The following is a 20,700-nucleotide window of genomic DNA, read 5'->3' on the forward strand; positions in this document are numbered from 1 at the left end:
CCATGTGATTGCAAAACGGCACCTTCGGGTGCCGTTTTGCCGTTTGGCAGAGGGCGCTAATACGGCATCAAAACATGCCGCTATCCAGCCCGGCCGCTAGCGTCATGGCCAGCTCCTCGACCTGTGTGGCAAATGTCTCCTGCCACTCGCCTCGCAAGACCACCGGGTGCTGAACCCAGCGCCAGCGCAGCCCGGTCACGATGCTTTCCACGGCTCGCTGGGTGCCCGTGCCATCGTGGCCAGCGCGAATGTAGAGCGCGCAGGGCAAGCCCTGCTTCTCATCCAGTACTGGGTAGTAGCTACGGTCGAAAAAATCCTTCAGGGCACCGCTCATGTAGCCGAGGTTTTCGGTGGTGCCGAGCAGAACGGCATCGCAGGCCAGCAGGTCGGCGGGGCCTGCTTCGAAGGGAGTTTTCACCGTACAGACGACATGCTCGAGATTGGGGTGCTCTGCCCCTCGTCTGGCAGCTTCCCTCAAGGCCTGGGTATTGACGGAAGGGGCGTGAGCGACGATTAATAGCTGTTTCATGGCAAGGACCTGCGCAGTGGCGATTGGCGATGTGCCCCGTAGGTGCCACACTAAAGGCAGCATAACGGCTGGTAAAGCACTGCTCAAACGTCGTGCTGATGTCATGACTAGCCAGACGAGTATCACGATAAAGGGACAATCTGTTGAAAGCTCAACAAGGGAAGCGAGTCATGTATCTGCAGGCCAGGAGCGTGGGGAAGAGAGTAGGGAAGGTGGCGGGGAAGCGCGTGGGGAAAGCGGCAGCATGGGCAGCCGTGCTGCTGTTGGTGGGGTGTGCAGGCCAGTCCTCGCCCTCCAGTAGCGCAGGGGAGTCTCCTTCGACGATGGAGCCTGCGGTATCGCCCGTGACACCCTCGGCCACGCGTGCGTCCACCTCGCCGGTCACGGATTGGGTGCCGCCGCTGCTGGCCAGCCCTGAAGAAGAAGCGGCTTACTATGTCAGCCGCTTGGCAGACCGCAGTTTCGTTTCGCAATATGGTGGTCCGGATAACCCTCGCCCCTGGTACATCGCCGCTGAGCGGCTGGGTGAGATCGGGGCGCCCGCAGTGCCACTTCTGCTGGCCAGGCTCAATACTCAGGATGCCTACGAGCTGATGCTGGTGCTATATGCCCTGCACCTGGCCACGCAAGATCCGCTGATCACTTTCAAGACCCGCGGCGAGTCCGTGCAGCTGCCGGGGGTGCTGGACGAGCGCATGAATGCCGACAATCGGCGCCTCGTCGAAGAGTGGCAGCAGCGTCATGCGGCGGCGTTGGATTTAGGTTAAGGGCCTGGCTACATTGATGAGTTGAACCTACGAACGACGACTTGGAGATGACAATGGGATTTGCACTATCTTCCATGCAGGTCAGCAGCACCGCCTTTGGCCAGCATCAGGCCATTCCCGCCAAACACACCGGTGAAGGCGAGGACATCTCACCCGACCTGGCCTGGCAGGGTGCACCTGAAGGAACCCAGGGCTATGCGGTGATCTGTCACGATCCCGATGCCCCGTTGGTGAAAGAGGGCAGCTACGGTTTCGTACATTGGGTGCTGTATAACTTGCCGGGCGATATGACGTCGCTGGAAGAGAATACCACCCAAGGAACCGTGGGCATGTCCGATTTCGGCAAGCCCGGCTATGGCGGCCCAATGCCCCCGGAAGGCCATGGTAGCCACCTCTACTATTTCTGGGTACTGGCGCTGGACCAGGCAACCACGCTTCCCGAAGGGCTGACGCTGCCCGAGCTGCTGCGTGCCGTCGAGCCGCACCTGCTGGGCATGAATCGGCTGGTCGGTACCTATCAGCGCGACTGACCTCTCTCTTCAGGCTGGAGCATTGTGCCCAAGCCGTGTAGGCTCCACTGCTTTCTGCGTCCAGTAGATGACCCGATAGCGATGGAGCCTTTGCATGAGTGACCTTCCCAACTGTCCCGCCTGCGCCTCTGAATTCACCTATGACGACGGCCTGCAATTCGTGTGCCCGGAGTGTGGCCATGAGTGGTCGAAAAGTGGTGAAGAGGAAACCGAATCAGCCAGCTCCGGTATCCGGGATGCCAACGGCAACCCGCTGGTCGATGGCGACACGGTAACCGTGATCAAGGATCTCAAGGTGAAGGGCAGCTCGCTGGTGGTCAAAGTGGGAACGCGGGTCAAGAACATCCGCTTGGTGTCCGGTGATCACGACATCGACTGCAAGATAGACGGCATTGGCCCGATGAAATTGAAGTCCATGTTCGTCAAGAAAGCCTGACCCCCAACGCCTGCGATCAGTTCGCGGGCGTTTTCTTGACAGACTGTCATAGCTTTTATGAATGAGAATGATTGGCTTTTTTGATGTTATCAGCGGCGAACGTGTCACGAAGTGGTGACTTTTGCGAAGGATTTTGCAGAAGGGCTTCACATCATTTTTATACAGGACTAAAATGGTCCCCAATTGACGGGTAAGCCTTTAAATCACACGGGTCATCACACACGGGAGTCACCATGCTCAAGCTTTCTCGGCTGACCGACTATGCGGCGGTGGTGATGGCGCAAATTGCGCGCCATCCGAACACTTCCCATGCCGCCGCCGATCTGGCCGAAGCCGTTCAGCTGCCGCACCCGACTGTGAGCAAGACGCTTAAAATGCTGGTCAAGGCCGGGTTGCTGGAGTCCCAGCGCGGTGCTCAGGGCGGGTATCGGCTGGCACGCCCCGCCTCGCGGATTACCGCCGCCGATATCATCAGCGCCATCGAAGGCCCCGTGGCCATGACCGAGTGCAGCCAGGCGGAAGGCGAGTGCGACCTGGTGGCTACCTGCGGTGTGGCCGACAACTGGCAGCGCGTATCCCTGGCCATTCGTACGCTGCTGGAGAGCGTCACCCTGGCGCACCTCGCCGACACTGCTCCCATCAAGCTGCCCGTTCAGCTACCCATTCAAAGCATTACGCTATCGGCGGCTTCCGCGTAAGTCGCAACCACATTCACTCATATTGACGGCGAGCTCAACTCGCCACCCAACTGCCCGGAGGGTATCACCATGGCAAGCGAAGAAATGGAACAGTTGGTTCGTCGCGAGTACAAAGATGGCTTTGTCACCGATATCGAAAGCGACACACTGCCACCTGGCCTGGATGAAAACACCATCGCCTTCATTTCCAAAAAGAAGGGCGAGCCGGAATGGATGCTGGAGTGGCGTCTGGATGCCTATCGTCAGTGGCTGAAAATGGAAGAGCCCTCCTGGGCACACCTCAACTATCCGCCCATCGATTATCAGGCGATCTCCTACTTCAGCGCGCCAAAGCGCCCGGAAGACCGCCCTCAAAGCCTCGATGAGGTAGACCCCAAGCTGCTGGAAACCTATGAGAAGCTGGGTATCCCGCTGCACGAGCGTGCTGCCCTGGCAGGCGTGGCGGTCGATGCGGTATTCGATTCGGTGTCGGTAGCTACCACGTTCAAGAAAGAGCTGGCGGAAGCCGGGGTCATTTTCTGCTCCATCTCGGAAGCCATCCGCGACTACCCGGAGCTGATCAAGCAGTATCTGGGCACCGTCGTACCGGTCGCCGACAACTACTTCGCTGCGCTGAACTCTGCGGTGTTCACCGACGGCTCGTTCGTCTTCGTGCCGGAAGGCGTCACTTGCCCGATGGAGCTGTCCACCTACTTCCGTATCAACGCGGCCAATACCGGGCAGTTCGAGCGTACGTTGGTCATTTGTGAAAGCCGTGCCCAGGTCTCCTATCTGGAAGGCTGCACGGCGCCCATGCGCGACGAAAACCAGCTGCACGCGGCGGTGGTCGAGCTGGTGGCGCTGGATGATGCTTACATCAAGTACTCCACCGTTCAGAACTGGTACCCCGGGGATGAAGAGGGCAAGGGCGGTATCTACAACTTCGTGACCAAGCGCGGCGACTGCCGTGGTGAGCGCTCGCGTATCAGTTGGACACAGGTGGAAACCGGCTCGGCGATTACCTGGAAATACCCCTCTTGCGTGCTGCGCGGCAAGGACAGCATCGGTGAGTTCTACTCGGTGGCCGTGACCAACGGGCGCCAGCAGGCGGATACCGGCACCAAGATGATCCATATCGGTGAGGGCACACGCTCCTACATCGTGGCCAAGGGCATCTCGGCGGGCAAGAGTGATCAGTCCTATCGCGGTATGGTCAAGATCGGCCCGCGCGCTAAAGGCGCACGTAACTTTACCCAGTGCGATTCGCTGCTGATTGGCGACAAGTGCGGTGCCCACACTTTCCCGTACCAGGAAATCGGCAACAGCACGGCGACCATCGAGCACGAAGCCACCACGTCGAAAATCGGTGAAGACCAGCTGTTCTACTGCCAGAGCCGCGGCATCTCGGAAGAAGATGCGGTGAGCATGATCGTGAACGGCTTCTGCAAGGATGTCTTCCAGGAGCTGCCGATGGAGTTTGCGGTAGAAGCGGAAGCACTGTTGAACGTCACTCTTGAAGGTGCGGTGGGCTAACCGCGCAGGCATCCCCCTATTTTTTAAAAGGCGATTACTATGTTGCAAGTGAATGATTTACACGTCACCGTCGACGGCAAAGAGATTCTGAAAGGCCTGACGCTCACCATCAATGCCGGTGAAGTGCACGCCATCATGGGCCCCAACGGCGCGGGTAAATCCACCTTGTCAGCGGTCATTGCGGGCAAGGATGGCTACGAAGTCACCCAAGGCACCATTACCTTCGAAGGCCAGGACGTGCTGGAAATGGAAATCGAAGAGCGCGCCCAGGCAGGCCTGCTGTTGGGTTTCCAGTACCCCGTTGAGATTCCGGGGGTGAAGAACATTTACCTGCTGAAGTCGGCGCTGAACGCGCAGCGCGCTGCCCGTGGTGAAGGCGAGATGCCCGCCCCAGAGTTCATGAAGCTGGTCAAAGAGAAGCTGAACTTCATGAAAATGGATGCCAGCTTCCTGCAGCGCGCGGTCAACGAAGGTTTCTCCGGCGGTGAAAAGAAGCGTAACGAAATCCTTCAGATGCTGGTGCTGCAGCCCAAGCTGGCCATGCTGGACGAAATCGACTCCGGCCTGGACATCGACGCCATGAAGGTGGTGGCCGATGGGGTCAACAGCCTGCGCGCCGAAGAGCGTGCCATTCTGCTGGTCACGCACTACCAGCGCCTGCTGGACTACATCGTGCCCGACAAGGTCCACGTCCTGATGGATGGTCGTATCGTCAAGACCGGTGATGCGGCGTTGGCCAAAGAGCTGGAGGCCAATGGTTACGAAGGCATCGAGGAGTCCGTGGCATGAGCGAGACACAAACCTTTCTGGATACGCTGGCGGCGCGCAGCCAACAGCGTGGCGCAGAGCCCAGCTGGATGGCCGCACGCCGTCAGGCGGGGGCTGCACGCTTCGAGGCGATGGGCTTTCCTACCCGTCGCGATGAAGAGTGGAAATACACCGACGTACGCGCCATTGCTCAGGGAAATTTCGCCCTGGCCGATAACGCCGAGTTCTCCCAGGCGCAGGCGGCTGCGCTGACGCTGCCACTGGAAGCCTATCGCCTGACCTTCGTCGATGGCGTATTTTCGGCGGCGCTGTCTGACCTGGAAGGCCTGCCTTCCAGCGTGCAGGTCATGCCGCTCTCCAAAGCGCTCAGCGACAACCATGAAGCGGTGGGTGGCCCGTTGGGTCGTTTGACCGGCGTGGAATTCTCGCCCTTCTCGGCGCTCAACACCGCGTTCGTGGAAGAAGGTGCCGTGGTGCGTATTGCGCCCGGCACGGTAGTGGAAAAGCCGATTCTGCTGCAGTTTCTCTCACGGGCCGGAGCGCCGGTCATGAGCCACCCGCGGGTGCTGGTCGAAGCGGCTGGGCGCAGTGAGGCCACGCTGATCGAGCACTACGTGGGGGAAGCCGATGCTGCCAACTTCACCAACGTGGTCGGTGAGCTGATGCTGGACCGTGGTGCGATCCTCAACCACTACAAGCTTCAGGAAGCTCCGCTGGGCGATCTGCACATTGCCAGTATCCACGTGGAGCAGAGTCGCGACAGCCGCTACACCTCCTACAACCTGAATCTGGGCGGTGCGCTGGTGCGCAACGACCTGATTTGCGAGCTGGACGGCCAGGGCGCCGAAAGCAACCTGTACGGTCTGTTCTTCGGTCAGGGTCGCCAGCACGTGGATAACCACACCAAGGTCAACCACAACGCGCCGCTGACGTTCTCCAACGAGAACTACAAGGGCATTCTGGATGACCGCGCGCAGGGCGTCTTCAACGGCCGGGTATACGTCAAGCGCGACAGCCAGAAAATCGAAGGCTTCCAGAGCAACCAGAACCTGCTGCTCTCCGACCGCGCGCAAATCAACGCCAAGCCGGAGTTGGAAATCTACGCCGATGACGTCAAGTGCTCCCACGGCACCACCACGGGCCAGCTGGATGAAGAAGCCGTCTATGCGCTGCGTACACGGGGTATCGACGAAGCCACGGCGCGCGGCCTGCTGACGCTGGCCTTTGCCGGTGAAGTGCTGGAACAGGTCACGCTGGATGCCATTGCCGAGCGAGTCGAGCTGGCGGTGGCAGGCAAGCTGCCCGAGCGCTTCAACCTGGCAGGGCTGGTGGAAGCAGCGGCTGCGCTGAACGATTAATCAAGGAGTCCCCCATGCCCCAGAGCGTGATTGAGAAAGCGACCACGGCCAGCACAGCCGCCTACGATATCGAGGCCCTGCGCCGCGAATTCCCCGTGCTCCAGCGGGAAGTGCACGGCAAGCCGCTGGTCTATCTGGACAATGCTGCTACCAGCCAGACTCCCCAGGCGGTCATCGACGTGTTTGGCGACTACTACGCTCGCTACAACGCCAACATCCACCGTGGGCTGCACACCCTGGCGGATGAGGCGACGGCCGCGTTCGAAGCGACACGTCATCGCGCCAGGGACTTTCTCAATGCCGAAGATGCTCGCCAGATCATCTTCACCCGGGGCACCACAGAGGCGATCAATCTGGTCGCCCAGAGCTGGGGCAGAAGCCAGCTGCAGGCGGGCGACGAAGTGCTCATCTCGATGCTGGAGCACCACTCCAACATCGTGCCTTGGCAGCTGTTGGCCGCCGAGCGTGGTTTCACCATCAAGGTGATCCCGGTAGACGCTCATGGTGCGCTGGACATGGACGCCTATCGAGCCCTGCTCAACGAGCGGACCCGGCTGGTGGCGGTGAATCATGTGTCCAATGCGCTGGGTACCATCAACCCAGTCAAGGAAATGGCCGCGTTGGCCCATCAGCAGGGCGCACTGATTCTGGTCGACGGTGCCCAGGCAACGCCGCATCAAAAAGTGGATGTTCAGGACATCGACGCCGACTTCTACGCCTTCTCCGGCCACAAGGTGTACGGCCCCACGGGCGTGGGCGTGCTGTATGGCAAGGCAGCGTTGCTGGAGGCCATGCCGCCTTGGCAGGGTGGCGGTGAGATGATCAAGACCGTCTCGTTCGACGTGGGCACGACCTTCGCGGACACTCCCCACAAGTTCGAAGCCGGCACGCCTGCCATTGCGGAAGTGATTGCGCTGGGGCGTGCGCTGCAGTGGATAGAGGACGTGGGGGTCGAGGCCATTGGCGACTGGGAAGCCGTGCTGTTGACCCATGCCACTCAGGCCGTCAGCCACATCGACGGACTGCGTATTCTAGGCACGGCGCCGCACAAGGCGGGAGTGCTGTCGTTCGTGGTGGACGGTGCCCACTCTCAGGATATCGGGCTATTGATCGACCAGCTGGGCGTGGCGATTCGCACGGGGCATCACTGTGCTCAGCCACTGCTCCACCATTTTGGCGTCGAGGCTACCTGCCGAGCCTCGTTTGCAGCGTATAATACCCTGCAAGAGGTCGATGCGTTCGTTGCGGCGCTGAACCGTGTGATCCAAATGGTACGCTAAGGACATCTATGGATATCGAGCAAGTGGCCAGCCTCGAACGAGGTCAGAAACTGCCGCTACAGCGTGATGTAGAAGCCATTGCCATTCCGTTCGGCAAGACGGATACGCTGGCAGAAGATAGCATCGTCAGTGTCATGCAGGCGAAAGGCAGCTCTGTCAGCGTTGGATACGAAGGGCGGCTGTATCTGATCGAGGGTCGCAATCTCGATGCCTTGGGGCTTGAAGCATTGCCACGACCTACGCTGCCTGAATCCGCCAGCGATGACGAGATCGAGCAGTTCGTCTGGGATCAGCTGCGCACCTGTTTCGATCCGGAAATTCCGGTCAACATCGTCGATCTGGGGCTGGTGTACGGGTGTCGTATCGAGCGCTTGATCAGCGGTGAGCGCATCGTCACCATTCGCATGACGCTGACCGCGCCTGGCTGCGGCATGGGCGATGTCATCGCTGCCGATGCGCGCAACAAGATTCTGGGAGCGCCGCAGATCAGCAAGGTGCATACCGAAATCGTCTTCAGCCCCGCCTGGAGTCGTGACATGATGAGCGATGAAGCCAAGCTTGAGCTCGGCATGTTCTAACCCCTGCTGGGGAGCTGGATGCACAGCCTGTTATTTCGTTGGGTAAAACGTTGTCTGCTGTCGCTGGTAGCCATGGTGCTGCTGGCGGCTTTGCTATTGGCGGCAGGCAACGCCTGGGTACTGCTGAGCACCTCACGCTATATCCATACGCAGCTGCAAGAGTGCCGTCCAACGGATGTCGCTATCGTTTTTGGCACCTCTCACTGGACGCGTAGCGGGCTGCGTAACCCTCATTTTCATGCGCGTATGCGCACCTCTGCGCGCCTGATAGCCGATGAGCGCGTGCAGCATCTGCTGCTCTCCGGGGATAACCGCACCCAGGCCTACAACGAGCCCCGAGCCATGTGGCGAGACCTTTATCGACGAGGCGTGCCGGCCGACAGGTTGACCATGGATTTCGCGGGCTTCAGTACCTACGACACCATGGTGCGAGCGCGGCATGTGTTTCAGCTGGAGCAGGCGCTGTTGGTGACCCAGAGCTGGCACTTGCCACGAGCGATTTTTATCGGCCGTTCGCTGGGCATGAACGTGACGGGTTGTGTGGCCGAAGAGCAGCCCTCGGCGGGCGAGTGGCGGCTCAAGGTGCGTGAGTGGCTGGCGCGTATGGCGACGCTGGGGGATCTGTACCTGTGGGGCAGGGAGCCTCACTTTCTGGGGCCGGCCGAGCCTATCGTGCTGAGCCGTGATCGATTGCCTCTGGAGCCGCCACCCGTGACCACTGATGTGCTGATCGACCTGGAAGGCGTGCGCCTGCTCTATCCGGAACTCCCTCTGCTCGGAGAGCCAGCGCGGCAGCTAGAGCCGTCGGCGGCTCCTTGAAGGTGCGCGAAAGGAGCGCTTAGCGGCGAGCTTTGCGCTTTTGCAGGCTATACAGCTCGCGGATCAATTTACGGCAGCCCTGCATGCACTCTTCCACAACGGGTTCGATGGGGTCGGGCAGCGGGTGGGTAAACAGGGTCGAGAGGGCTTGCATCAAGACACGCTCTTGTTCCAACAGTTCATTGATCAGAACCTGACTATCGTTGCCCACGAAGCTTTTCAGGCGGCTCCACAGCCACAGAAAGTCATCGCGCTCCACGTCGGCATCCCTGGGAAGCATTTTCAGATGGGCACGGGCCAGCTCCTGCAGCTTGCGCATCTGTTTCAGTCGAGCCGTGTAGTGAGGCTTCAGCGCGTCGCGCAGCGAGGGGCGCAGGCGTTCGATATTGTCCTGGAAATAATCAATGCTATCGGCCAGCGCTTCCAGCACGCTGTCCATCGCCACTTGGCGATTGTCGAGAAACATGAGCGTCTACCTCCTTCGGTGACGCAGATTGTGGGGGTGGCAGCGTTGATTTGCCACCCCTAATGCGGATTATTTTTACCTTTGGACGTTAGCCTTTAGGCTTGGGGGGCGCTTTTCGGGCAGGCGTTGCGTTTTTTTCGATATGTTCGATGATCATGCCCGCGATGTCCTTGCCTGTGGCACTCTCGATTCCCTGCAGCCCAGGAGAAGAGTTGACCTCCATGATCACCGGCCCATGGTTGGAGCGCAGCAGATCGACACCGGCAACGCGCAGGCCCATGGCCTTGGCTGCCCGGATGGCGGTGGAGCGCTCTTCAGGGGTAATGCGAATCACGCTGGCCGTGCCGCCACGGTGGAGGTTGGAGCGAAATTCGCCTTCGGCCGCTTGACGCTTCATGGACGCCACGACTTTGTCGCCAATCACGAAGCAGCGAATGTCGGCGCCTTTGGCTTCCTTGATGTACTCCTGCACCATGATGTTGGCCTTCATGCCCATGAACGCCTGCACCACCGACTCGGCAGCCTGGTTGGTCTCGGCCAGTACCACGCCAATGCCTTGGGTGCCTTCCAGCAGCTTGATGACCAGCGGCGCCCCTTTGACCATGGTGATCAGGTCGGGAATGTCGTCTGGCGAGTGGGCAAACCCCGTGATGGGCAGCCCCAGCCCCTTGCGGGAAAGTAGCTGCAGCGAGCGCAGCTTGTCGCGTGAGCGCGTGATGGCGACCGAGTCGTTGATCACGTAGGTGCCCATCATTTCGAACTGGCGCAGCACGGCGCAGCCGTAGAAAGTCACCGAGGCGCCAATGCGGGGAATGACCGCATCGAAGGGCTCGATCTCGGCCCCCTTGTAATGAATCGAGGGGTGATGAGAGGCGATGCTCATGTAACAGCGCAGCGTATCCACGACACGAGCCGTATGGCCGCGCTGCTCGGCGGCTTCGACCAGGCGGCGGGTCGAGTATAAATTGCGGTTACGCGAAAGTAGGGCAATATGCATGCAGGGCTCCGGGCCAAAACAGGAAAGGCGTGTTAAGTATATTCAAGGCTCGCCGTGCAAAAAGGCAGCGCCGGGTGCGACTAACAGACGACGCATGGCGCGCCTGCCCAATAGCATGGGGTGGCGCATATTGCTGCGGTCGGTCAAGGTAAGTTCGACGGGAAAGCTGAGCTGGCCCAGTTCCATCTGTGTGCGAATGACGTAGCGCCATTCGCTGTGCCCATTCGAGCTGGTCACCCGTCTTCTGTCATGTAAATGTAGACGATAACGATGCCCCGGCGTCTCGGGGCCGCCACTGTGGGTGACGAAACTGACCCACAGCTGCCCATGGGCATCTTCTTCCGTCTCGATCTCTTCGGCATGCAGGGCAGAGGTGCGCGCGCCGGTATCGGCCTTGCAGCACAGGTGAAGGCCAAGGTCGGTCAGCGTGACCATTTCACGGCGGCCAATCACGGCCTTGGCCTGATAGGGTAATTCCTTCACGGTTGACTCCTGACATCTAGTTGGAAGAACAGCATGATGACCGTCACCTGTTACGAATTTATGCGCGGCGCGGCATCAGGCCTGCCAGGCGTGCGTGCATGGGTGAACCGACAGGTGCGTCACGCAGGGTCAACATGACAGGCAAGCGTAGCCTGGGAACGAGGGCGATATCACGCACGACGGCTGAGAAATCGGCACGTTCGTCTTCGGCCAGTCGGTTCAGGAACAGCGGCAAGCGCGTCTCGTCTTCCAGCAGTTGCCAGCCGCGCCCGGCCATGGCAGCCATCAGGTCAGGGCCGCAGGCAGCGCTATCCTCAAGCAAGCTCGTGTACCAATCGCCTACCGTGGGTTCTGGTGAGCTGCCGACAGCCCTTACGCAGGCGCACACGGTTTCCACGTCTCCCTCGCTGGCCGCCTGCTCGCCACGCGCCTGAAGCGCTTCCAGCAGGCAGCCTGGCAAAGGCTGGTGCTCGAGGCAGTAGCATAGCGCACGCGTAACGCTGGCGGGCAGGTCAGACAGCCGTTCGGCCAGCGCTCTGGCGGCATCGTCGTCCATGCGCACCGCAAAGTCAGCCAGCCCCTGCACGCCGAGCGCTTGCCAATCGATCGACTGCTGGCCGCTCAGATACGCTTCTACCGGTTCCAGGTGCTGGCTGGCAGGTAGCCCCAGGTGCAGTGTGGCACGGGCATTGAGCATGGCCTGAAAGGTGACGTCGGGCGTGAAGGCCAGCGGGTTGTCCTTCATCAGGTCGTCTACGCCAGCGCTGGCGTCAGCTGACAATGTCTGCTCTGACGCCAGGGCATTACGCCCCAGAGTTTCCAGCAAGCGATTGATGAAGCCATCCCGCTGTGCAGGCGAGAGCATGCCCTGCTCGTCCAAGGGCAGGGCGAGGAACCAGATGGCCGGTTCAGGCATCGCACCCAGCCGAAACACGATGCCCAGACGCGCCTGACCCAGCCAGGGCTCGGGCCAGGCGTGTTCGGCCTGCTCGAAGCCGCGCAGGGTATCCCGCGAGCAGGGCACCACACGACGCCCCATATGGTAGAGCGTCACGTCGGCACCGCTGCGGGTAAAGAACTCGTCGAGGGTAGTAATTGGTTGCATGACATCCTTCCGCATTTCAAGCGTGCACTCTACCTTGATGCTCGGTCACTGTCAGCCGTAACCGTTGATAAAACCATACCTTATCGTCGAAGTGGTCAAAAAGTGAACAACATTCCCCAGGCCCCGTGGGAGTAGCCGTTGCGACACCTTTCCATAGTTTATCCACAGTCTCTTGCAGGTTTTCTGTGAATCTGTGCATAAACGCGTTGGCCATGCCTCTCGGTGGCAAGTTACCCACAGAGTTGGGATAATCACGCCGACCATTCCTTATGAGTAGACTGTTTATGAGCGTCCATCAACAGCTTCAAACCGCGCTTCTCGAGCTTGAAGCCGCGATGAAAGCCGCCAACCTATGGCGAACCCCCCTTCCAGAGGCGAGTGCGTTTGCCAGTCAGGAGCCCTTTTGTGTGGATACCATGTCGCTGCCCCAGTGGGTGCGCTATGTGTTCGTAGCCCGGTTGACCGCGCTGGTAGAAGCCCAGGCGACCCTGCCCGCCAAGTGTGAGGTGGCGCCCGCCATGGCCGCTTATCTGATGCAGGAAAAAGTGCGCGCCAGCGATCAGGTGCTGGTGATTCGCGCCATGGAAAGAGTCGACCAACTGGTGACGGACAACTGAACAGGTGGCCGTCAGCGCGGCGCTGCCGTGCTTCTCAACCGAACAGGCCCGGAGCTAATGCCCCGGGCCTGTTCGGTTTGATGGGTAGCCCCGTATCTTCTAGAAGCGGTAGCTGAGACCCGCCATGACCACGATGGGGTCGATTTCGACGGTGCCCGCTGCGGCGCCGTTCACCGTGGCGTCCGTATCGATGTCCAGGTACCAGGCGGCGGCGTTGAGCGCCCAGTTGTCGTCGATCAGCAGGTCGATACCCAATTGGCCTGCCAGACCCCAGGAGTCGTCCAGATCCAGCTCACCAATCGCCAGCTGTTCGTCCGAGAAGCGCGTGTAGTTGATACCGGCGCCAATGTAGGGCTGAACCCGTGCCTGGGTGCCGCCCAGCGGGTAATACTGCAGCGTCAGGGTGGGTGGCAGGTGCTTGGTCGAGGCAAGGTTCTCGCCGTTCAGGGCAATGTCGTGCTTGAAGGGCAGTGCGGCCAGCAGTTCGACGCCCACCTTGTCGTGAAAGCGATAGCCCAGCGTAAAGGCGAAGTCGGTCTTGTCCTGAACGTCCACCGCCAGTGCGCCGTTGGCCAAGGCGCCGTTGTCGCTTTTGGGTGTCACTTGTGCCACGCCCACGCGGGTAAAGAAGTCACCTGCGCCGTAGGCAAAGGCCTGGCTGCTGGTGGCCAGCGTTGCAACGGCCATGCTGGCAGCGATGAGAAGAGAGGGTTTGAACGGGCGCATAATGTTGCTCCTGACCATGATGAGGGTGAGTGGTTCGCGATCCATGGCGCCACTATAACCAGCCAGAAGCGGTGCGTTATTGACCTGAGGCAAAGAGCGGTGCGCAAGCGGCCAACAATGCAAGAGACCTCCTGCAAGGCGGCGGGGCCTTGACGAGGAGGTCTCGGATGACTGCTTGCCGATGCTCACCGCCTGCCGAAGCAGGCGGTGAGGGTGGCATGCTGGCCAAGAGCCGTGGCTAAAAATCGTTGCCAGGCGTAATGATCAGGATCAGCGTTCGATGTGCTGGTACTCACCGGCATCGGCGGTCATGTTGCTGACGACCAGGATGGCGATGAAGGAGGCGATGAAGCCGGGGATGATTTCGTAGACACCCGGGCCGCCCATGAAGGAGCCGCTCCAGCCCAGCGAAATCCAGATCATCACGGTGGCGGCACCGACGATCATGCCCGCTAGCGCGCCGGCACCGTTGGTGCGCGGCCACATCAGCGCGAGGATGATCAGCGGACCAAAGGCGGCGCCAAAGCCTGCCCAGGCGTTACTGACCAGCCCCAGCACCTGCGAGTCTTCATTGGAAGCAATGATGGCGGCCACGATACCCACCAGCACGACGCACACACGGCCCACCGCGACGCACTGCTGCTCGGTGGCATTCTTGTGCAGGAACAGGCGGTAGAAGTCTTCCGTCAGCGAAGAGGAGGACACCAGCAGCTGGCTGGAGATGGTGCTCATGATCGCTGCCAGCAGCGCCGCGTACAGGAAGCCGGTGATCAGCGGATGGAAGAGCAGGTTGGCCAGCACGATGAAGATGGTTTCAGGATCCTGGATGTCCATGCCGTTACGCACTGCGAAGGCGCGACCCGCCAAGCCCAGCGACACGGCACCGATCAGCGAGACCAGCATCCAGCCCATACCGATGTTACGCGCTACAGGCACGTCTTCTTGTGAGCGAATGGCCATGAAGCGAACGATGATATGCGGCTGACCAAAATAGCCCAGGCCCCAGGTCACCGCCGACAGCCAGCCTACGAACGTCAGCCCCGTGGTCCAGGAGAGCAGCGTGGGATCGACACTGTTGAGCGTCTCCGACGCCTGTGAGAAACCACCGCCGCCGTCACCGAACAGCACCACCGCAGGCATGATGATCAAGGCCAGCATCATGATGCAGCCCTGCACGAAGTCGGTCATGCTCACGGCCAGGAAGCCGCCTACCACGGTATAGATCAGCACCACGCCGAGGGTAATGATGACGCCCATGGCGTAATTGCTCATGTCGCCAAAGTTGTACACTCCGGTGAAGGCCGTTTCGAACAGCTTGCCACCGGCTACCAGGCCCGAGGCGGTATACACGGCAAAGAAGATCACGATCACGATGGCCGACACGGTGCGCAGTGCCAGCGCACGGGTCGGGAATCGGTTGGCCAGAAACGCCGGAATGGTAATCGCGTTGCCGTAATGAATGGTCTGCTCGCGCAGGCGAGGCGCGACCAGTATCCAGTTGAGCAGTGCGCCCACCAGCAGGCCAATGCCGATCCAGGCAGAGCCCAGTCCAGACACGAACATGGCTCCGGGCAAGCCCAGCAGCAGCCAGCCGCTCATGTCGGAGGCCCCTGCCGAGAGTGCCGCGACCTGTGGGCTGAGGGTACGGCCCCCCAGCATGTAATCTTCCGAGGAAGAGGTCGCTTTGCGCATGGCATAGATGCCGATGGCGATCATGAGCGCAAAATATCCAAACAAGCTAATCCAAACACCAGTAGCCATAACACTTCTCCAGTTCGTCAGAACGGAGTCAGGTCACCTACGAAAGCCCGCGCGTGCTGGCCGCTCTTTCGTACATTCCTGACTCCGACAGCGTCAGCGCTTTGGCGATAGGTGGCCAAAGCGCGTTGATCTTGTTGTTAATTCCCCTGCCGGTTCGTCGTGGCCAGTGGCTGGCCACGGCTCGAACCGTCAAGCAGGGCGCCGGAAAGGGTATGGAGGTGTATCGATATCGAGTTCCCTGTGCCTGGTGCACGGCCTGGGGGGGCCGTGGCAGCGCAGGCAGTCACGCTATTATTGTCAACCATGAGACGGATCCTTTTCAGGAGTTCAGGTTAGTTTATGTCGATGAGCGTTCTACTCATCCCCTAGCGCCAATAGCGACGCGTTGCCACCCAGGGCGGCGGTGTTGTTGGTGATCGTCTTTTCAGTCACGAAGCGCTGCAGGTAATGCGGGCCACCCGCTTTGGGGCCGGTGCCCGAAAGTCCCTGACCGCCGAATGGCTGCACGCCGACCACTGCGCCGATGATATTACGGTTGATGTACACATTGCCTACTCGAATTTTCTGCGCTATTTCAGCGGCAAAGGATTCGTTACGGCTATGCACGCCAAACGTCAGGCCATACCCCCGGCCGTTGATGTCGTTGATCACCTTGTCGATCTCGCGGGCCTTGTAGCGCACGATGTGCAGCACGGGGCCAAACTGCTCGCGGGTCAGCGCATCGATGCTGTCGATGGTAAAGGCGACCGGAGCCACGAAAGTGCCGTGCTGGGTGTGCTCGGCGGTCATCGGGGTTTCGGCGACCAGCCGGTTCTCGCCCTTGAGCTTGTCGATATGCGCCAGCAGCCCTTTGCGCGCGTCTTCATCGATGACCGGGCCCACGTCGGTGCCCAAATCGCGCGGATCACCGATCCGCAGTTCGCTCATGGCGCCCTTGAGGATCTCGATGACGCGGTCGGCCACGTCATCCTGCAGGTAAAGCACACGCAGGGCAGAACAGCGCTGCCCGGCGCTCTGGAACGCTGACTGGATCGAGTCCATGACCACCTGCTCGGGCAGGGCGGTGGAATCCACGATCATGGCGTTCATGCCGCCGGTTTCCGCGATCAGGGTTGGCAGCGGCGCGTTTTCGCGGGCGGCCAGGGCGCGATTGATGATCTGAGCCGTATCGGTGCCGCCGGTGAACACCACGCCGGTGATGCGCGGGTCGGAGGTCAGCACGCTACCCACGGTGGGGCCGTCGCCCGGCAGCAGCTGCACTACATCGCGGGGCATGCCCGCTTCGTAAAGCAGCTCGATGACGCGATGCGCGACGATGGAGGTCTGCTCGGCGGGCTTGGCCAGCACGGTGTTGCCTGCCACGGCGGCTGCGACGATCTGACCGCAGAAAATGGCTACCGGGAAGTTCCAGGGGCTGATGGCGGCAAACACGCCCTTGCCGCCCATGGATAGCCGGTTCGATTCACCGGTGGGGCCAGGCAGCTCGATGGGCTCGCCGAACGACTCTTCGGCGCGCATGGCGTAATAGCGGCAGAAATCCACGGCCTCCTTGATCTCGTCCACGCCGTCGGTGAGCAGCTTGCCACCCTCCCGGGAGCAGAGCGTCATCAGCTCGGCCATGTGCTCTTCCATCAGGTCGCCCAGGCGGCGAATGATGGCCGCGCGCTCGGCAACCGGCGTGGCATCCCAGCGCGGGAACGCTTCCCAGGCAGCGTCCAGTGCCTTGGCCGCCTGCTCCTTGCTGGTCCACTGCACGCTGCCCACGGTCTGGCGACGGTCAAAGGGCGATGTCACGCGATGGGTATTGCCCGCATCTTCGGCCACGTCGAACGCCAGCAGTGGCCGGGTGGGGTACTGCTTGTCCATGAACGTGGCCATTTTCTCCATCAGCGGATAGTACTGGCTGCGGATATTGAGGTTGACGCCACGAGAGTTGCGGCGTTTCGCACCGTAGATGTCCTTGGGCAGCGGAATCCGCTTGTTGTAGAAGCTCTTCTGCTGGCGCAGGGTTTCGATGGGGTGCTTGCAGAGCGACTCCACCGGCACTTCGGGATCGACGATCTGGTGCACGAACGAGGAGTTGGCGCCGTTTTCCAGCAGGCGACGCACCAGGTAGGGCAGCAAGTCCTTGTGGGCGCCCACCGGGGCGTAAATGCGGCAGTAGGTGCCTTTGGGGGCACGGGCCAGGGCGGCGTCATACAGCGCTTCGCCCATGCCGTGCAGGCGCTGGAACTCGAACGGGCGGCTGTCCTGGTTGGCCAGCTCCAGAATCGTGGTCACGGTATGCGCGTTGTGGGTGGCGAACTGCGGGAAGATGCGCCCGCGGGTGTCGTCGGAGAGCAGGAACTGGGCGCAAGCCAGGTAGGCCACATCGGTACACGCTTTGCGCGTGTAGACCGGGTAGCCATCGACCCCCAGCTGCTGCGACTCCTTGATCTCGCTGTCCCAGTAGGCGCCCTTCACCAGGCGCAGCGGAATTTCGTCGCCTTGCTGGTCGGCCAGTCGGTTCAGGTAGTGCAGCACGGGCAGCGCACGCTTCGAGTAGGCTTGCACCACCAGGCCGAAGTGGCCCCAACCCTTGGCAGCACTGCTTTGGTAAATGGCGCGGAAGACCTCCAGCGAGAGCTCCAGGCGGTCTACCTCTTCGGCGTCGATGGTGACGGCCACGTCCAGCTCGCGCGCCTTGGTGACCAGCTTGATCACGGTGTCCACCAGCTCGGCCAGCACCTGCTCGCGACGGCCAAACTCATAGCGCGGATGCAGGGCCGACAGCTTGATGGACACCGAAGGTGCAGGGGTCTTGTCGCCCAGGGTCTTGCAGGCTTTGCCCACCTGCTCGATGGCACGGGCGTAGTCGTCGAAGTAGCGCTTGGCATCGGCGCGGGTGCGGGCGGCTTCCCCCAGCATGTCATAGGAGTAGGTGTAGCCCTTGTTGAACAGCGGCTTCGAGCGCTTGAGCGCTTCGTTGATATCGCGGCCCAGCACGAACTGCTTGCCCATGATTTTCATGGCTTCCATCATCGCCCGGCGAATCACCGGCTCACCCATACGGTTGACCATGCGATTGATGAAGTGAGCAGGCTGGCCCTCTTTGGGGTGGTCCAGCTTCAGTACCTTGCCGGTCATCAGCAGGCCCCAGGTCGAGGCGTTGACCATCCAGGACTCGCTCTTGCCCACGTGGGACTGCCAGTCGGCCGGGCCCAGCTTGTCTTCGATCAAGGCGTCGGCGGTGGCGGTGTCCGGGATGCGCAGCATGGCTTCGGCCAGGCACATCAGCATCAGGCCTTCATGGGTGTCCAGGCTGTACTGCTGAAGCAGCTCGTCGATGGTATCGACGGCGGTATCCATGTTGCGTACTTCTCGCACCAGCGCGGCCGTGTTGGCTTCGATGCGGGAGAAGTCGTCCGAGTCGGCGTTCAGTACCTTGATCAGCTCGCTGACGTAGGCATCCTCATCCACGATGTAGTGGTCGCTAATACGCGCCATCAGCGTATCAAGGTCGGTTTGCCAGATGGCTGGGTCACGCATTTTCTTGGCATTAAGCATTGAGGCCCCCGTAAGACAGGTCTGAAACAGGCTGCTGAAGCGAATGGCTGGATTCACCAGCGTTTAAAAACAGTGATAGCAGGGCAGGTGCCCAGTATGTTGTCGAATGTAGAGCGCGCGCCCGTCAGTTGTATGTCGTTTTCATGGCAAAACGTGTCAAATTCTCGGCAAGAAGCGCCTGGTTACGACTTTAGTAGAGCGGTTGACGACTTGCCAGCACCGCTCTCAACGCTGCCGGGCCGTCATAGGGGAATGCCGGCCTGTGCCAGCCGAACCGAGCCTAGCGTGAGGGAGCAGCAGCAGAGGCAGTGCTCGGCGTTCCATTGGTCGTGGGGAGGGTGGCGCTGGCAGTGCCCTGGCGCAACTGGCGAGGCGACGCGCCGTAACTGCTCCGAAAGGCATGAGAGAGCGCGCTCTGATTGGCAAAGCCGGTCTGGATGGCAATGTCGGTCAAAGGCAGGCGGCTTTGCAGAATCAGCTGCCGAGCGGCGTGCAGGCGCTGTCGACGCACGTATTGCCAAGGCGACAAGCCTGTCTGGGCACGGAAGCGTTCCGAGAAGTGGGCCTCGCTCAGGCAGGCCAGCTTGGCCAGGTCGGCAACGCGCAGCTCATCGGCCAGATGGCGACGAATGAAACGGTCGATCTGGTGCAGGTCGATGCGCCGTTGGGCAGCGGATGGCTCTGCCCCCAGGCGGGCTTTCAACGACCCCAGCAGCGTCGCGGCCAGACGGTCCTGTTGAAAGGAGGTGGCCGAGTTGTCGAATCCTCGGGCCAGCTCGCTTTCGACGAAGGTCAGGTAGTGGCGTAATGCGCTGTCCAGCGCAAAAAAACGCGGCGCATCGAACAGCGCCACCAGCTCGCGATGCTCTCCCGTCAGTGCGGGGGCGTCTTCCGGCAGGTCCAGAATCAGCTGGCGGTTATGGCCGCTGCCGGAGTAGTAATGCTCGTGATTGGCGGGCACGATACAGCCTGAAAACGCATTGACGCGTCCGCCCAGTCCCTCGATCTCGAACTCGGACGAGCCGCACAGGGTAATGACGATCTGATGAAAGTCATGGGCGTGGTGGCGGGTAGCGCTCTCCAGCGGGATTTGGCGAATGGTGCTGGGCATGAAGGTCTCCTCGACGATGCAAGGCTAACGCTGGCGTAGCGCGGTATGGGCCACCAGATGATCGCGCAGGGCCTGAAGCTCTTCCTGCCCGGTGGCGTTGAGCAGCGGTTTGCCTTGGGCGATCTGCCAGCGTCTGCCGTGGCTATCCATCAAGTGCGAGGCGCGACGGCGTATGTTATCCAGATATTCGTCATGACGAATGGGGTAACCAATGATGGTGTTCCACTCGGTTTCGCTCACCTGACTGGCCAGGGCCTTGTCGAAAAGGGCGATCAGATCCTGAGGCTCGGTGCGGTAGCGCGGTGTGCTGGCGGTCATCAGCGCCAACAGCACGCCGCCAATCACCACGACGCAAACGCCAAAGACCAGTAAATAAAGTGCCATGTCACGCTCCCTGTGTCGCGGTGAGAGAGGAGTGGCTAGTATACGCGTCCCTTGGGGAAGACGAAAATTTTGACCTTTGTGCGAACTTTTCCTCTGGGCAGTGTCTGATAGTGTACAGGCAACATCGCGATGGCAGTCGCTAATAGTGTTGTTCTGGCTATTGTTTTCGATCCCTTGCTTCCGCTGCTTTTTCAAGCAGCGGTTTTTTTTGCGATGAAGAAAATGTCGG

Annotated in this window: 21 protein-coding genes; 11 read left to right on the plus strand and 10 right to left on the minus strand. The window is 60.7% G+C overall.

Translation table 11 applies throughout. The features are described from left to right. Positions 1 to 67: 67 nt before the first annotated feature. Entirely contained in the window at positions 68 to 529 is a 462-nt protein-coding gene (locus IE091_RS08180; RefSeq protein WP_189463378.1) for a flavodoxin family protein, read from the minus strand. 170 nt (positions 530 to 699) lie between these two features. Between IE091_RS08180 and IE091_RS08185 the strand changes: the two genes are divergently transcribed. The 10 genes from IE091_RS08185 to IE091_RS08230 all read left to right on the plus strand — a co-directional run bounded on the left by IE091_RS08185 (position 700) and on the right by IE091_RS08230 (position 9,275). Continuing rightward, positions 700 to 1,296: a hypothetical protein gene (locus IE091_RS08185; protein ID WP_229800786.1), complete on the plus strand. Its 597-nt coding sequence runs from the start codon at positions 700 to 702 to the stop codon at positions 1,294 to 1,296. 53 nt (positions 1,297 to 1,349) lie between these two features. Beyond that, positions 1,350 to 1,826, plus strand: a complete 477-nt coding sequence (locus tag IE091_RS08190) for a YbhB/YbcL family Raf kinase inhibitor-like protein (RefSeq protein WP_026001743.1) — start codon at positions 1,350 to 1,352, stop codon at positions 1,824 to 1,826. Positions 1,827 to 1,920: 94 nt separating this feature from the next. After that, positions 1,921 to 2,262 carry a zinc ribbon domain-containing protein YjdM gene (locus IE091_RS08195; RefSeq protein WP_081135120.1) on the plus strand — a complete coding sequence of 114 codons (342 nt, stop codon included), beginning with the start codon at positions 1,921 to 1,923 and terminating at the stop codon, positions 2,260 to 2,262. A 233-nt stretch (positions 2,263 to 2,495) separates the two neighbouring features. Next, a complete protein-coding gene (locus IE091_RS08200) occupies positions 2,496 to 2,960 on the plus strand; it encodes an SUF system Fe-S cluster assembly regulator (protein WP_016914269.1) in 465 nt (154 codons plus the stop codon). A gap of 69 nt (positions 2,961 to 3,029) precedes the next feature. Further along, a complete protein-coding gene (gene sufB / locus IE091_RS08205) occupies positions 3,030 to 4,472 on the plus strand; it encodes a Fe-S cluster assembly protein SufB (RefSeq protein ID WP_016914268.1) in 1,443 nt (480 codons plus the stop codon). Positions 4,473 to 4,511: 39 nt separating this feature from the next. Further along, on the plus strand, positions 4,512 to 5,261 hold the full coding sequence (gene sufC, locus IE091_RS08210; protein ID WP_016914267.1) for a Fe-S cluster assembly ATPase SufC: 750 nt from the start codon (positions 4,512 to 4,514) through the stop codon (positions 5,259 to 5,261). Continuing rightward, the gene (sufD, locus tag IE091_RS08215) at positions 5,258 to 6,598 is read left to right on the plus strand and encodes a Fe-S cluster assembly protein SufD (protein ID WP_016914266.1); all 1,341 of its coding nucleotides are present in this window, start codon (positions 5,258 to 5,260) and stop codon (positions 6,596 to 6,598) included. The genes sufC and sufD overlap by 4 nt, the downstream gene beginning before the upstream one ends. A gap of 14 nt (positions 6,599 to 6,612) precedes the next feature. Continuing rightward, positions 6,613 to 7,878 (plus strand): aminotransferase class V-fold PLP-dependent enzyme, encoded by a 1,266-nt coding sequence (locus tag IE091_RS08220; protein ID WP_189463379.1) that lies wholly within the window; start codon positions 6,613 to 6,615, stop codon positions 7,876 to 7,878. Between the two features lie 8 nt (positions 7,879 to 7,886). Further along, a complete protein-coding gene (sufT, locus tag IE091_RS08225) occupies positions 7,887 to 8,456 on the plus strand; it encodes a putative Fe-S cluster assembly protein SufT (protein WP_039179426.1) in 570 nt (189 codons plus the stop codon). 18 nt (positions 8,457 to 8,474) lie between these two features. After that, on the plus strand, positions 8,475 to 9,275 hold the full coding sequence (locus tag IE091_RS08230) for a SanA/YdcF family protein (RefSeq protein ID WP_189463380.1): 801 nt from the start codon (positions 8,475 to 8,477) through the stop codon (positions 9,273 to 9,275). Positions 9,276 to 9,294: 19 nt separating this feature from the next. Here the strand turns inward: IE091_RS08230 and IE091_RS08235 are convergent, their stop codons facing one another. The 4 genes from IE091_RS08235 to IE091_RS08250 form a co-directional block, all read right to left on the minus strand. Continuing rightward, positions 9,295 to 9,741, minus strand: a complete 447-nt coding sequence (locus IE091_RS08235) for a hypothetical protein (protein ID WP_039179432.1) — start codon at positions 9,739 to 9,741, stop codon at positions 9,295 to 9,297. Positions 9,742 to 9,829: 88 nt separating this feature from the next. Next, positions 9,830 to 10,738 carry a 30S ribosomal protein S6--L-glutamate ligase gene (gene rimK / locus IE091_RS08240; protein ID WP_016914261.1) on the minus strand — a complete coding sequence of 303 codons (909 nt, stop codon included), beginning with the start codon at positions 10,736 to 10,738 and terminating at the stop codon, positions 9,830 to 9,832. 42 nt (positions 10,739 to 10,780) lie between these two features. Continuing rightward, positions 10,781 to 11,221, minus strand: a complete 441-nt coding sequence (locus IE091_RS08245) for an ATP-dependent zinc protease family protein (RefSeq protein WP_016914260.1) — start codon at positions 11,219 to 11,221, stop codon at positions 10,781 to 10,783. A 58-nt stretch (positions 11,222 to 11,279) separates the two neighbouring features. Beyond that, positions 11,280 to 12,326, minus strand: a complete 1,047-nt coding sequence (locus IE091_RS08250; protein WP_189463381.1) for a DUF3549 family protein — start codon at positions 12,324 to 12,326, stop codon at positions 11,280 to 11,282. A gap of 284 nt (positions 12,327 to 12,610) precedes the next feature. On the opposite strand from IE091_RS08250, the gene IE091_RS08255 reads away from it, so the two are divergent. Beyond that, positions 12,611 to 12,943: a YqcC family protein gene (locus IE091_RS08255; protein ID WP_096922727.1), complete on the plus strand. Its 333-nt coding sequence runs from the start codon at positions 12,611 to 12,613 to the stop codon at positions 12,941 to 12,943. A gap of 99 nt (positions 12,944 to 13,042) precedes the next feature. Here IE091_RS08255 and IE091_RS08260 read toward each other — a convergent pair whose 3' ends face one another. From IE091_RS08260 to IE091_RS08280, 5 genes are all read right to left on the minus strand, one after another. Then, the gene (locus IE091_RS08260) at positions 13,043 to 13,669 is read right to left on the minus strand and encodes an OmpW/AlkL family protein (RefSeq protein WP_189463382.1); all 627 of its coding nucleotides are present in this window, start codon (positions 13,667 to 13,669) and stop codon (positions 13,043 to 13,045) included. A gap of 270 nt (positions 13,670 to 13,939) precedes the next feature. Further along, the gene (gene putP, locus IE091_RS08265) at positions 13,940 to 15,430 is read right to left on the minus strand and encodes a sodium/proline symporter PutP (RefSeq protein ID WP_039179446.1); all 1,491 of its coding nucleotides are present in this window, start codon (positions 15,428 to 15,430) and stop codon (positions 13,940 to 13,942) included. A 354-nt stretch (positions 15,431 to 15,784) separates the two neighbouring features. Next, complete coding sequence (gene putA, locus IE091_RS08270; RefSeq protein WP_189463383.1) at positions 15,785 to 18,976, minus strand: bifunctional proline dehydrogenase/L-glutamate gamma-semialdehyde dehydrogenase PutA; 3,192 nt, start codon at positions 18,974 to 18,976, stop codon at positions 15,785 to 15,787. Positions 18,977 to 19,256: 280 nt separating this feature from the next. Continuing rightward, a complete protein-coding gene (locus IE091_RS08275; protein ID WP_039179452.1) occupies positions 19,257 to 20,087 on the minus strand; it encodes an AraC family transcriptional regulator in 831 nt (276 codons plus the stop codon). A gap of 24 nt (positions 20,088 to 20,111) precedes the next feature. Further along, entirely contained in the window at positions 20,112 to 20,471 is a 360-nt protein-coding gene (locus tag IE091_RS08280; RefSeq protein WP_189463384.1) for a hypothetical protein, read from the minus strand. Positions 20,472 to 20,700 lie beyond the last annotated feature (229 nt).

It is taken from the genome of Vreelandella hamiltonii (genome assembly GCF_014651775.1).
In the GTDB taxonomy this organism is placed as follows: domain Bacteria; phylum Pseudomonadota; class Gammaproteobacteria; order Pseudomonadales; family Halomonadaceae; genus Vreelandella; species Vreelandella hamiltonii.